Genomic DNA, 12292 nt, shown 5'->3' on the forward strand with positions numbered 1-12292 from the left:
GCTGGTCATAGAGTAGAGATTACACATCGGTCGTTCTTCCTGTGGGCCATTGAGTGAAACCCAATATCTGCACCTTGCCAAGGGCTTTGCCGGCGTGGCACCTCACCGCTCTCATTGACAGATCGGAAGGATGATATGAGCCTCAATCCCGAAGGCTTGCGCCTCTATCATGACCGCCTGGCCGCAATGATCGCCACACTGCGAGAGTTGCCGCAACCGCTTGTCAAAGGCCGTGCCTGTGCGCTCGGTACCCTGACCTCCATGCAGCGACGCATCGAAAAACTACTCGCCGATTGGGAGACGCGGGCCATGACCGAGGTCGATAAAAAAGACGTCTCGCGCGATGGCGCGACGTTGCGCATGCTGCGCGAGGACAAATGGGTCTATGGTGATTTTGACGGTGTGACGTTTGATCTGCCGCAGGCCGGTGACGGCCTGAGCTTTGTTAAGGCCATGGCGACGCTCGAAGCGGCACAGGCGTCGGCGGTTTCGGGTTAGATATCCTCTCAAAACCGCTGGACGGTATCGAAATCCTGCCGGTAAATGGGCCAACATCAATGGAGCCCGTCATGACTCTGAAGACTTCCCCCTGGCTGGTGAGTGGCCTGTTGAGCCTTGTCGTTGCAGGCGGCGCTGCCGCGCAGGAGGCCGCACCGCGTCTGACCGTCATGACCTACAACGTCGAGAACTTCTTTGACGCTGAAGACGACCCCAGAATGCCCAATGGCTCGAGCAACGAAGTCATCAATACGCCGGCCTGGGTATCGGCCAAGGCTGCAAACGTCGCCCGCGTCATTCAGCGCTTTGACTTCGGACGGGGGCCGGATGTCCTCGTTCTGACCGAGGTGGAAAGCCAGGCGAGTCTTGAGGCGATCAAAGGCGCACTGAATAACGCCGGTGCCGCCTATGCGACAGCGGTGCTATTGGACGCCGATCCTAACCGTCCGGCCCCCAAGCCCGATCAGCGCGGGATCAAGGTGGCGCTTCTTTCCAAACTCCCTTTGGCCAATGGCTTTACGCCAAAGTCCTTCCCGGTGGATCTGACCAGGGCGTCTGATTGCAAAAGCCGCGATGGGTCTGCCGGTACGACCCGCGACCTTCTGCAGGTCGATCTCGCTTTGCCGGATGGCAAGACGCTGACCATCTTCGGCGGCCATCTGCCCTCAGGCGGCAATCCGCGCGTGTGCCGTGAAATCGCCGCGCAGACGATAGCGACCTTAGCCGCCAAACTGCCGCAGAACCACGTCATCCTGGCAGCCGGTGACTTCAATTTCAACTGTGCGCCGGAGGAACGCAAAGGGCTTGCCGCCGGCCTCGCCGGCTGGGTTTTGCCGGCACAACTGGACAATGCCTGCCGCGGTAATGGCAGCCAGTTCTATGGCCGCGAAAAGACCTGGTCCTATCTCGACGTCATCACGCAGAAGGCCAGCGGGGCAAGCGAGGACTGGGCCATTGATCCGAAGACCTTCCGCACGGTTTTGACCGACAATGAACAACTGCAATGGGACGAGCGGGATCAGGTGATGCGTCCCAAGGCTTTCCGCTTTAATGCCGAAACCGGTAAGGGGTCGGGCACCTCTGACCATTGGCCGATTGCCATTGATCTCGTTCGGGGAGGGAAGTGATGACCGTAACGACACTGGTCGCGTTTCTGGCAGGGCTTATCGCGGGTGCGGCCCTGACCTATCTGATCGGCATGCAACAGGGTGTGACGCCGACTGAGGCTCTGCGCAATCCCTCGAAGTACAAGCAGACCGACCCGGAGGTCGCGCGAACGCTCGATGAGCATGATCGAGATATGGCTGCGACGGATCCGCGTTGGCTGGAAGGCGAAGCGGGTGAGTTTGCCACTTTCACCTATGCCGATCGCGACGGGGTGGTTACCGAGCGCCGGGTGTCCAACTGGCGCAGCCACGGCGCCTACATCGAAGGCGTCTGCCTCAACCGCCAGGAAGAACGTACGTTTCGCAAGGATCGTATCACCGGGTGGTCTGTGCAAGACGCGGCCTGAGCGTCTGAATCAACTATAGCTTTAGTCATCTCTCAGCGAGCGGACGCGTTTGATGGTCGGTATTTTAGCTCATCTCCCGTGAGGGGTTTCCTCCATGCCGCGGGGGGGCGTCCTAAGGTTGGTGTTTCTTATTCGATGAAGAACAAAAGCTGCACAACAATTTCCTGTCCCGCAAGGTCGGCGGAATCCGGAACGGGCACGGGAGAAGCGGCGTGAAGGACACGCAAAGCCTCTCTGTCGAGGGCTGGAACCCCTGATCCGTGCACTAGGCGACGCGCGATGACCTTCCCGCGGGCGTCCAGACGGAAGCCGACCGTCACGACCCCTTCCTGACGTCGCAGCCGTGCTTCTGCCGGATAACGTTTAAAGGTTTCGATGTGGCTCAGAAGGCGGGCGCGCCAGTCGGGGGGTAGAGAGACTGCCTGCGGGGCGGCCGGGGCTGGCCGTGAGATCGGAGCCGTCGTGGCAGGTGCGGGAGGGGAAACCGACACCGTGGCTTCGGGAGCCTCTTCCTCACGCCGGTCGACGTTGAGGGTGTCCGTGGCGGCCAGAGTAACAGGTCGTGGGGTATGACGGGCGGTCAGGGCATGTGCCGAAGCTTCCCGCTGTAGGGGGCCGGGTGGGCGCTCGCTTGGCGGCTGCGGTGGAGCCAGACGCACCATCTCTATAGTCAGGGCGTCCGGCTCCGGTGGCGCTTCCGGCGCGCTCTGCGCCCACTGCCATAACCCCGCCAAAGGCAGAGCGTGCAGCGCGGCGCTCAGCAGCAAGATCACCAGGCGTCCCCCAGGGCTTACGGCCTTCATGCTAAAGCGTCTTCAGATAGGCGACCAGGGCGGCCTTTTCCTCGCGCGTTAGCCCCAGTGGCTTCAAGAGCGGCGAAGTCGTCGGGAAGAGCGGATCGTTTGCCTCACCTGCCTTCGGCTTGGGACGCGCCCCGCCTTCGTTATAGAAGTTCACCGTGCCTTCCAGCGTCGGAAAAATACCGTTGTGCATATAGGGACCGGTGCGCGAGACATTGCGCAGGGACGGCGTCTTGAACGCACCGACATCGGCCGGGTTTTTGGTCACCTCGTACCGGCCCAGATCTTCCAGCTTGCGCCCATAGAAGCTGAGGCCGATATTGTGAAACTTCTGATCTGAGAACAGGGGGCCGTTGTGACAGTTGGCACAGCCTGCCTTGCCGCGGAAAAGGTCGAGCCCGCGCAGTTCCTCATCAGACAGCACCTTTGTCCCGCTGGACAAGGCGCGATCCCATTTCGTGGATCGCGGTTTCAGCGTCCGCTGATAGGCGGCGAGCGCCATGGTCACTTCGGCCATGCTGACCTTTCGGACACCAAAGGCTTCTCGAAACGCGCTGCGATAGACCGCGTCGCGATTGAGACGTTTCTCGATGTCTCCAGGTTTTGCCGACATCTCGCGATGGTCGGCGATCGGCCCTCCGGCCTGCGCTTCAAGACTTGCCGCCCGGCCATCCCAGAACAAAGTCTTCTGCCAGCCGGCGGTTATCAGACTGGGGGCGTTCCGGCGGCCGCGTTGGCGGTCATGACCAAAGGAGGTTTTGACGCCATCACCAAAGGCCAGTTCCGAATTATGGCAGGAGGCGCAGGCGATCTGTTTCGAACCCGACAGGATCGGATCGTTGAACAGTTTTTCACCCAGCGCGATCTTCTGAGGCGTCGAGGGATTGGTCGCCGGGTGGGCGACCGGCGGCAGCCCGCCGAATTCTTCGAACTCGGCCCCCTCATGCAGCAACGGGCGCGGCCAGGTTTCCGGTGCGCCCTGATAGGCTTTGCGTAAAACGTCGATGCCGGGACTGTCGAAACCGGTCCCGGCAAACACCATCAGTACGCCTGCGATCAGCAGGTGTTTGGGTCTCATCATCAATACTTATACTTGATCCCAACCCAGAAAGACCGCCCGAAGCGGTAGGGTTGCGAGGTGGAGGTGGTGCCGGTGATCTTCGGTAGGGTGTCGAGCAGGTTGGTGCCCTTGACCTCAAGCGTCACCACATTGCGCCCGCGACGGACCAGTTCCGCATCAAACCCGCCATTGAAGGCGATGGTGTCGCCGTAATGGACGATGTCATAGACGTCATAGGAGGCGCCGCCGACCGTGATGTTGCTACCTGTGTCTTCGAGCTGATCGAAGGCGTCGCGCCAGCGGGCATTGAGGTTGGTGCGCAGGCGGCCGTTCAGCCAGCGCGCGCTCCAGTCGAGATTGGCAAGGCCGGGTGCCGCGAAATCCAGTCGCTGATTTTCCGCCAGCACATCCATCAGGGTGCGTACCTGCCCCTGATAGTAGACCAGATCACCGTCCACCTCTTCGGTGTCGCTGACCGCCATATAGGCGTTAGTGGCGTCGATATTGGTCTTGGTCTCACCCCAGTTGCCGCTGAAGGTGACGGTGTGGCGTCCGAAGTTCTTGCCCCATTCCAGCGACACACCGCGATAGGTCGATTCCCCGCCATTGGTCGGCAGATAGACATTATAGGTGCCCGTCGTGCCGTCAGCCTTGGTATAGGGACGCGCTTCAGTCGTCGTCGAACGGGTCAGCTGATCTTCATAGTCGCGCGAGATGAGTTTCAGGCGACCCTGACCACCCCACAGCGACCGGCTGAAAGCCAGGGTCAGTTCGTCGGAATAGGGGGTCTTCAGGGCGATACCGTCATAGATGGTGCCACTGGAGACGCTGTAGAGATACCAGTCACCGGCCTTGTAGGTGCTCCCGACCTTCGACACGGTGCGGCGATAGGTGAAGGTGCGTGCGGTCGCGCCCTGAATGGCGTAACCGAGGAAGCTCTGATGGTAATAACGGTTGGCCCCGAAGGTCGCCGTTACCCACGGGAAGTCGTAGCTGACCGAGACGCGCGGAGCGAAATTATCGTTATCAAGCACGCTTTCGCTGTCGTAACGCAGGCCAGCCCGCAGATTCAGATCACCAAAGCGACGGCTGTACTCAGCCCAGGCCGCCCGCGTGCGGACATCGACCGTGATGTCATAGGCCGGATAGAGTAGTTTGGTGGTCAAAACCCCCTTGCCCGTCATACAGGCGGGGTCACCGTCGCTGCAGACGACCAGAGCCCCCACGCTGGTGCCCGTGGCGGTGTTGTAGGAGGCATTGTCCTCGAACCGCTGCTTGAGCGCGGCGACGTAACCGAAATCGAAACCGCCGTCGAAAGATCCGCCCCACAAGGGTTGCGACCACTGGCCTTTCAGATTGGTGTCCTTCTGCGTCTGGGCGATATCGCCGAAACCGCCGAAGACGCAGTTGGTTGATGAGCAGTAGCCCGACCCAAGGACCGTGACCGGCCACGTAAACAGATTGCCAGGCGAGGAGCGGCTGGAATTTGACGCGGCATGGGTGGCGGTCAGCTTCCAGTTGGCCGAACCGGCGCGGCCTTTCAGTTCAATGCGCCCGCTCTTACCGCCGCCCTGCGTGACGATCAGGTCGTTCAGCATATTCTCGCGCGAGTATTCCTGCGTATAGGGGGTGTAGCTGTACTGTGTGGTCAGGGTCATGCCTTTAGGCAGGTCGGCCTCGGCCTTGAGCAACAGGTTGCGGCTTTCGCTTTTCAGGCCAAAGGGCGCATTGCCGTAATTGGCGTTCTTGTAATAGGTCAGCTCGGCTTCCTGACGGCTGGCCCCCACCATAAGACGCAGATAGTCGCTGACGGGCAGATCGACGCTCATCCCAGTGCGGCACTTGGTGTAGTCGGGCTCATTCGGGACATTACTGCCCAGAGCCTCGCGCGTTTGCGGATCGATCTTGAAGCTGACCAGAGCATCGCTGGTGCAGCTACGGTAAATAGTCGCGCCATAATCCTTGCGCGGCGCGCGTGTGTCGATTTCCACCACGCCGCCGGTAAAGCCGCCGTAGCGCGCTGAGACGTTGGAGTCGCGCACCGTTACCGCGTCGACCAGACTGGAATCGACCCAGAGGGTTTCGGCACTGGCCCCGGAGGTTTTATCGTAATGGGCCGGATTGCTGCTGTCGCTCGACATAACGTCGAGACGGCTGTTAGCCGCAACACCATCGAGAATGAATGAATTCTCATAGGGTTGGCTGCCGGCAATCGAGACTTCCGACGGACGCAGGTCCTGAATGTCGTCGCTTGTCGCGCGGCCCTCATTGGTGCTGAAATAGACATGGGGCAGGATTTTCAGCGTCTGATTGACGTCGCCATTGCCGGTCTGGCGCGCTTCTATCGACTCACGCGACAGGATGCTGGTGCCGCTGTCGATCGGATCGCCCATCTCGTAGGCCAGCGGTGCACCGGCCTTCGTGCCATCGCCCGCCACGCCGTCACCCTGTACGCGGATCGTGCCAAGGCTGCCGCTGTCGCCGGTGGCCTGCGCCGTCGTCAGGCGGACCGTATTACCGGAGATCGTATAATCCAGTCCCGTACCGGCCAGCAGCTTCGTCAGCGCCTGGCGCGGCGTGTAATTGCCTTTGAGCGCTCCCGAACGGCGACCGTCGACAAGGTTGTTGTCGTAAAAAAGCTGAAGTCCCGCCGATTGCGCGAACTGCAAAAGGGCCCGATTGAGATCCTGCGCCGGCAGATTATAGGCCTGCACAGTTTCCGTCGCGGTCGATGTCTGCGCCAGCGCCGGTGCGGCCATCATCCCGCCCGCGATCAGCGCCCATACACACGCGCCAGAGGTCAGTTGTCGTAAACTTGCTTTTTTCATTGTTACCCGATCCGATTTTATGCGAATAATTCTCAGACGCATGCTTCGGGTAATAAGACGTCGCCTGTCGGAAATACGGTAAAAATAAGTGCCGCCTTTTCTAAAAAATTTATAATTAATTGAAAATAAGGAGACTTATCAGGTGCGATGGATTTTCTTTTGTCTGGTGAGCCTGGGGCTTGTCGGTTCGGCAGCGGCTGAAATCACCTTTCGTCCCGAAGCCGAGGGGCAGGCCCTCGCGCGGGAACTGATGGAGCGCATTCCGCCGGAGAAGCGGGCGCAAATGCCATGGCTGAAAGATCCGGGGCCGGGGAAACGACTACGCGACGGCGAAGTCCGCGACGTGCCCTTCTCGTTTCCCACCCTGTCGGAAAGGCTGGCTCAGTTCGATGCCGTAGACCCGTTGCACACGCAGTTGTTCGACGATACGGTCCATTCGACCCACTCGCCGTCACGCGCCCTGATCGAGACTAAAACGCCCTGCCTATGGAAAAAATCCAAAGCCGTCGGACCCGATGCCGACGGCACCGGACGGACCTATACGGTGACGACGATCTATGACTGCGGCCAGGCCTATCTCATGACCGTCGAAGGCGACTACAGGAACATGCAGGGTAAGGGCATCATCTACAATGACGCGCTGTACAACGATCCGGTCGGCAATCGTTTCCTGACGCATCAACAGGGATTGCGTCATGACGGTCAGGTACAGACGACGCTTCTTTGGCTGAACGCCAGATATAAAATTACTTACGCGCTATATCATCCGGACACGACGGATTTCGACATACCGGCCCTGCGGGCCGTGCTCGTCGCCACCGCCCATCAGCAATATGCGGAGATGGAAGCGCAAGCCGCGCAGGCTACGGATAAATGACCGTTCCAGCGGGTGTGTCGAGGCTTCGCAGCTTAAGCCCCGTCGTGATCGAGGACAGGGCATTTTGCGGATCGCGGGTGTCGAACACGCCGCTGACCCGCCGTTCGGCCAGACCGGTACCGGCGATATAGAGGCGATCCCTGCGGTAACGGTTGAGTTGCGCCACCACGTCTTTCAGCGGCGCACGGTCGAAGACCATGCGGCCGTCGCGCCAGGTCGCAGCCTGCAGTGAAGGTGCGGTTTGCACCGCCTGCCAGCCCTCACGGCCATAGATGACCGATTGCCCCTCAGCGAGAACGGCCTGTCCGTGATCGTCGCTAACCCGGACCAGGTGTTCGGTGACGGTGACGCGCACCCCCGTATCAAGATATTCCACTGCAAATTGCGTTCCGAGTGCCTGAGACTCGCCTCCACGCGCCGCCACGACGAAGGGGCGTGTTTCGGTCCCCTGTCGGGGGGCTGCGATCACATAGGCGGCCCCTTTGCGCAGGGCGATCCGACGGGCAGTGTCGGTGAAGGCCAGATCAACGGCGCTGTTGCCATCAAGCGTTAGGTGACTGCCATCCGCCAGCCGGAACGTACGTACCTCACCGGGACCGGTACGTAAATCGACGGCCGTTAGCGACGCATAGAGGGCCAACCCGCTGATGGCCAGCAGCAGGCAAGCGGCAGCGGCCAGCGGTTGGCGCGCGACCCACAGGACGGGGCCCAAAACCCGCGCGCCGGGGAGGTGACGCCCCATCAACGCGTCGCGCTGTGGCCTCAGTGCCTCCGCCTGCCGCCAGACCTCGCGGGCTCTGGACAGGGCCGCGGCATGGGCGGGGTCCGCCGACAGCCAGACCGCGAACTGCTTTTCGGTCTCAGGGTCGAGCGGCGCCGCCTCCAGCTTTACCAGCCATTCGGCCGCACTGAGGTCCGGATCCGGGCATGGGGAGCCGGTGCGCAGGGAGGAGGGGGCGATCACGCGGTGGCCTCACGAAGAGAGAAACAGATTTTGTCTCTATGACGCACTGTAGGGCCGGATCGGTAAATTTGGCGCATGTTTTCTGATCTCACCCAGCCCCCCTTTGCGTGAGACTGTCGTTGAGGTGCCGCATAAGGTGCGCTGTGGCCATAGCCAGATGCTTCTGCACTGAGCTTTCGGAGATGTTCAGAGTTCGGGCCGTTTCATTGTAACTCAGGCCATCCAGGCGCGTCAGCACAAAGACCTGTCGTGTGCGCAGCGGCAGGCGCCTCAGCGCCGCCTGCATCCGTTCGGCCTGCTGGGAGGCAGAATAGATCGCCTCAGGCGTGGGGGTGTGGTCTGGCAGTGTCTCAAGATGCCCGTCTTCCGGTTGGGTGACGCTGAAACGACCCTCCCGGCGCACATAGTCGACAAACAGATTGTGAGCAACACGGTAGAGATACGGGCGTTTCTGGACGATATCGGCGGCGTCAGCGATCTTTGCGGCCAGTCGCGCGAAGGTTTCCTGCGTCAGGTCCTCTGCCAGGGCGCGGTTGCGGGTCTTCCTCAGGAAATAAGAGTCGATTTCACGCTGATAGGTGCGAAACATATGCGTGAAGGCATCCTCGTTCACCACACATCACTCCGGGGCCGATACGAAAAGCTCAAGTGACGCAAATGCGAATTATTTGCAATTAAAATCAGCGCGGATCTGTGGGATTCTCCGCACCGAAACGGGTCAGGCTTCTGTCATAGTTCCGAAGTCTGGCGGTCCGATTGACGTGGCGTGTTGAACGCCCCGGCGGATTCCTGTCGCTCATGATCCTGCACCGAAGCCTGCGAACGACATCAGAGGGACGCTAACTTTCAGGCGAGGTGGCTGACGTGGGCGCCTATCGACAATTCACAGAAATTTGTTCCAGATTTGTTTCTCAAGAGTCGGCTGTTAAGGATTTGTGACTCCTCACGATTCCGTTCCGACCTACAGCCCTGACATTTTCTGGCAGTACGCTGACGCCGATTTCGGCCTATTGACTCTTGTTCCATTTAAAGAACAAAAAGCGAACATAGTCTTTGGCGTTCAGAAAGGATGCTTGATGTCATGCCCGCTGCCAACCCCGCCGTCCTCAGCGCACTGCGAGACCGGATCGACCATATCGGCGGCCAAAGTGCGCCCCGACGCGCCGTTCTGCCCTTCGGCGTTCCCGACATCGACACCCGCATTCCCAAAGGCGGGCTGGCCTTTGGGGCCCTGCATGAGATCGCCGGTGGCGCCAATGGCGCGGTAGATGGGGCCGCCGCCATTGCCTTTGCCGCCGGGATCGCGGCGCGCTCCGGGGGGCGTGTTCTCTGGGCCTATACGCAGCCTGATCTGTTTGCCCCGGCACTCGCCCGTTCAGGCCTGACCGATGACAAGGTCGTCTTCTTTGAAGCCGGCGATGAGGCCGCCGTGCTGGGGGCTTGTGAGGAAGCCCTGCGCCACGGCGGCCTCACCGCAGTCGTGGGCGAACTCGCCAATCTCTCCCGTGTCGCCTCGCAGCGCCTTCTAATGGCGGCGGAGGGCACAGGAACGCTGGCCCTGATCGTGCGCCGCTGGCGCCGGCAGGTCGATGCCAAAGACTTTGGCCGCCCCACAGCCGCCTTTACCCGCTGGCGCGTCACCGAACTGAACTCGGCACCTTTGCCGGTGCGAGGCGTCGGCCGCGCGCGCTGGATGCTCGAACTGATCCGGGCCCGCGGCGGGGAGTGCCATGATTTCGAGGTCGAGGCGTGTGACGGGGAGGGACGTATCCGCCTGTCCGGGGACGCGCAAATCCCAGACACCTTGCGGGCCGCATCTTAAGAGGAGGGAGACTATGCAGTTGTTTGAGACACCGGATGAACATACCCGATTAGCCCTGTTCGATGGGGCGGCGGTCCTGCTCACGGTCGCCCGGCATGAGCGCGACTATATGGCGTGTGTGCAGAAGATCGGTCCCAAAGGCAGCGTCTATTACGATGTGGCCGGCTATAAATACCACGCCGATGGCTCGCCCCTGCCGCAACTGCCGCGCGCGCCCCAGATCCTCGACGTCGTTGATCTTTATCAGACCGATTACGCGGATATTGCATGAGTGAACTTGTCACCTGTGCGGGGAAGGTGGTGGCGCTGGCGCCCCTCGTCGCTATCGGGCCGGTATGGGAAAACGGCCTTTATGAAGACACGCATCTGGCGTTTCCGGTCCATATCCAGGGCCTGCCTCAGACCCTGTGGTTCCAGTCGGAAGACGGTACAGATGCGGAAAGGGCGGCACTCAGAGACGCACATGCGCAACTCGTGGCGGCCTGGCGGCTCTATCATCTTAAGGACGGCGTATCGCCGGGCCTGTTTGACCTGCGCCATCTTCTGATCAGTCTTCAGGCCATCTCAGCTGTCAGCCCCCTCTACACGAAGAGGGTCGCTGTCGGTGGCTGGGGCGGCGTCGGGCGTCATCCGCCGATCTATGACATCCATGTTTCAGGCCTCAGCGAGCCCATTCGTCGGTCGGCCTCTGTCGCTGTGCCGCTGGACGTCTTAACGGCTGAACGCGACGCGCTTCTGGAGGCCTGGGCCGACTGGGTCGATCCTCTCGCGCGACAGGCGGTGTAGAGTGTCATGGCCCGCTGTCTCAGCCTCTATCTGCCATTCTGGGGGACGGATCGTCTGCGCCGGGCCGTGGGCCTCGACGCGCTGCCGCTTGAGCGAGCACTGGTTCTGCAGGGCAAGGTCGGCAGCCGGCGCCTCGTCACGGCCGTCGATGCGCTCGCCCATCAGCGTGGTGTGCGACCGGGCATGGCGGTAGCCAAGGCGCAGGTTCTGATCGAAGGGCTTGAGGTGCGTGACGCCGAAATCGAGCGCGACGCCGAGGCGCTGGAGACGCTCGCTGTCTGGGCCTTACGGCTCTATTCGCCTGTGGTGGCCGCTGATCCGCCGGACGGTCTGATCCTCGATATCACCGGCGCGGCCCATCTCTATGGCGGAGAGGCCGCTCTGGTCTCCGATATCCTTCGTCGTCTTGAGGCTCTCCATATCACCGCCTACGCCGCCGTCGCCGACAGCTGGGGTGCGGCCCATGCCTTGGTGCGCTTTGCGGGCAAGTCCTCGCTGATCATCGCCCAGGGCAAGTCCACCGAGGCCATCCTGCCCCTGCCGGTCGCGGCGCTTCGCCTGCCGGCTGAGACCGTCGAGGAGTTGCGCCTTATCGGTATCGACACCATCGGCGAACTGGCAGCCAAGCCGCGCGCCCCGCTGGCACTGCGCTATGGCCCCGACCTGTGGCGGCGCGTCGATATGGCGTTCGGCCGACTGGCCGAACCCATTGAGCCCGTCCACGTCCCTGAACTGATCTCGGTCGAACGCGCTTTTTTTGAACCCATCGGGGCCCCCGACACGCTCGAAAAATATATCCGCGCGCCTCAACAACGTCTTGCGGCGATTGGGCTCCGGCTGGGCGGTTGTCTTCGAGGCCCGGCGCGGTCGCGCCCAGGCCTATCCGGATGTGGGTGCCGAAACCGGTCTGGCCCGCCTCATCGACGAGGAACGCCGGGCGACCTTTGCGGGCGAAGACGGCCGACACTTCGAGTCGCGCTACCATCTGACGGTCGTCTTTATGCCCCCGGCGGATCAGGTCGAGAGTATGCCCGCCATTCAGGAGCATAAGATGATCCGGCGGGCGATCGACAAGGGTGTTCCGGAGGAACAGCTATCGGAGGTTCTGAACCTGGATATCCGCAAGATCGCTGAAATTCGAAAC

General features: G+C 61.3%; 13 protein-coding genes. 8 read left to right on the plus strand and 5 right to left on the minus strand.

Going from position 1 to position 12292, the window contains the following annotated elements; all coding sequences use genetic code 11:
• Positions 1-135: 135 nt before the first annotated feature.
• The 3 genes from Q0072_RS12750 (at position 136) to Q0072_RS12760 (ending at position 2011) form a co-directional block, all read left to right on the plus strand.
• The gene (locus Q0072_RS12750; protein WP_298330723.1) at positions 136-498 is read left to right on the plus strand and encodes a hypothetical protein; all 363 of its coding nucleotides are present in this window, start codon (positions 136-138) and stop codon (positions 496-498) included.
• Positions 499-569: 71 nt separating this feature from the next.
• Complete coding sequence (locus tag Q0072_RS12755; protein ID WP_298330726.1) at positions 570-1625, plus strand: endonuclease/exonuclease/phosphatase family protein; 1056 nt, start codon at positions 570-572, stop codon at positions 1623-1625.
• Positions 1625-2011 (plus strand): hypothetical protein, encoded by a 387-nt coding sequence (locus Q0072_RS12760; RefSeq protein ID WP_298330729.1) that lies wholly within the window; start codon positions 1625-1627, stop codon positions 2009-2011. Before Q0072_RS12755 ends, Q0072_RS12760 begins: the two co-directional genes overlap by 1 nt.
• 128 nt (positions 2012-2139) lie before the next feature.
• Here the strand turns inward: Q0072_RS12760 and Q0072_RS12765 are convergent, their stop codons facing one another.
• Genes Q0072_RS12765 through Q0072_RS12775 form a run of 3 tightly spaced genes read right to left on the minus strand, consistent with a single transcriptional unit; the run spans position 2140 to position 6699 of the window.
• Positions 2140-2784 (minus strand): TonB family protein, encoded by a 645-nt coding sequence (locus tag Q0072_RS12765; protein ID WP_298330732.1) that lies wholly within the window; start codon positions 2782-2784, stop codon positions 2140-2142.
• A 31-nt stretch (positions 2785-2815) separates the two neighbouring features.
• Positions 2816-3892 (minus strand): cytochrome c peroxidase, encoded by a 1077-nt coding sequence (locus Q0072_RS12770; RefSeq protein ID WP_298330735.1) that lies wholly within the window; start codon positions 3890-3892, stop codon positions 2816-2818.
• Entirely contained in the window at positions 3892-6699 is a 2808-nt protein-coding gene (locus Q0072_RS12775; protein WP_298330737.1) for a TonB-dependent receptor, read from the minus strand. The genes Q0072_RS12770 and Q0072_RS12775 overlap by 1 nt, the downstream gene beginning before the upstream one ends.
• A gap of 142 nt (positions 6700-6841) precedes the next feature.
• On the opposite strand from Q0072_RS12775, the gene Q0072_RS12780 reads away from it, so the two are divergent.
• Positions 6842-7576, plus strand: coding sequence for a hypothetical protein (locus Q0072_RS12780; protein WP_298330740.1), 735 nt, complete (start codon positions 6842-6844; stop codon positions 7574-7576).
• Here Q0072_RS12780 and Q0072_RS12785 read toward each other — a convergent pair.
• Both Q0072_RS12785 and Q0072_RS12790 read right to left on the minus strand, forming a co-directional pair.
• Positions 7563-8540, minus strand: coding sequence for a FecR domain-containing protein (locus Q0072_RS12785; protein ID WP_298330743.1), 978 nt, complete (start codon positions 8538-8540; stop codon positions 7563-7565). The genes Q0072_RS12780 and Q0072_RS12785 overlap by 14 nt on opposite strands.
• An 88-nt stretch (positions 8541-8628) precedes the next feature.
• Positions 8629-9156: an RNA polymerase sigma factor gene (locus Q0072_RS12790; RefSeq protein ID WP_298330746.1), complete on the minus strand. Its 528-nt coding sequence runs from the start codon at positions 9154-9156 to the stop codon at positions 8629-8631.
• Positions 9157-9621: 465 nt separating this feature from the next.
• On the opposite strand from Q0072_RS12790, the gene Q0072_RS12795 reads away from it, so the two are divergent.
• From Q0072_RS12795 to Q0072_RS12810, 4 genes are read left to right on the plus strand one after another with little or no spacing between them, the layout of a single operon-like run.
• Entirely contained in the window at positions 9622-10362 is a 741-nt protein-coding gene (locus tag Q0072_RS12795) for a damage-inducible protein (protein WP_298330749.1), read from the plus strand.
• 13 nt (positions 10363-10375) lie between these two features.
• Positions 10376-10633, plus strand: coding sequence for a hypothetical protein (locus tag Q0072_RS12800; protein WP_298330752.1), 258 nt, complete (start codon positions 10376-10378; stop codon positions 10631-10633).
• On the plus strand, positions 10630-11148 hold the full coding sequence (locus Q0072_RS12805) for a hypothetical protein (protein ID WP_298330754.1): 519 nt from the start codon (positions 10630-10632) through the stop codon (positions 11146-11148). Before Q0072_RS12800 ends, Q0072_RS12805 begins: the two co-directional genes overlap by 4 nt.
• Before the next feature lie 6 nt (positions 11149-11154).
• Positions 11155-12198, plus strand: a complete 1044-nt coding sequence (locus Q0072_RS12810) for a DNA polymerase Y family protein (protein WP_298330757.1) — start codon at positions 11155-11157, stop codon at positions 12196-12198.
• Positions 12199-12292 lie beyond the last annotated feature (94 nt).

It is taken from the genome of Asticcacaulis sp. (assembly GCF_027484505.1).
Taxonomy (GTDB): domain Bacteria; phylum Pseudomonadota; class Alphaproteobacteria; order Caulobacterales; family Caulobacteraceae; genus Asticcacaulis.

Coding starts and splice junctions, on each gene's coding strand:
- Q0072_RS12750 (WP_298330723.1), top strand. CDS start 136: ATGAGCCTCAATCCCGAAGGCTTGCGCCTCTATCATGACCGCCTGGCC.
- Q0072_RS12755 (WP_298330726.1), top strand. CDS start 570: ATGACTCTGAAGACTTCCCCCTGGCTGGTGAGTGGCCTGTTGAGCCTT.
- Q0072_RS12760 (WP_298330729.1), top strand. CDS start 1,625: ATGACCGTAACGACACTGGTCGCGTTTCTGGCAGGGCTTATCGCGGGT.
- Q0072_RS12770 (WP_298330735.1), bottom strand. CDS start 3,892: ATGATGAGACCCAAACACCTGCTGATCGCAGGCGTACTGATGGTGTTT.
- Q0072_RS12775 (WP_298330737.1), bottom strand. CDS start 6,699: ATGAAAAAAGCAAGTTTACGACAACTGACCTCTGGCGCGTGTGTATGG.
- Q0072_RS12795 (WP_298330749.1), top strand. CDS start 9,622: ATGCCCGCTGCCAACCCCGCCGTCCTCAGCGCACTGCGAGACCGGATC.
- Q0072_RS12800 (WP_298330752.1), top strand. CDS start 10,376: ATGCAGTTGTTTGAGACACCGGATGAACATACCCGATTAGCCCTGTTC.
- Q0072_RS12805 (WP_298330754.1), top strand. CDS start 10,630: ATGAGTGAACTTGTCACCTGTGCGGGGAAGGTGGTGGCGCTGGCGCCC.
- Q0072_RS12810 (WP_298330757.1), top strand. CDS start 11,155: ATGGCCCGCTGTCTCAGCCTCTATCTGCCATTCTGGGGGACGGATCGT.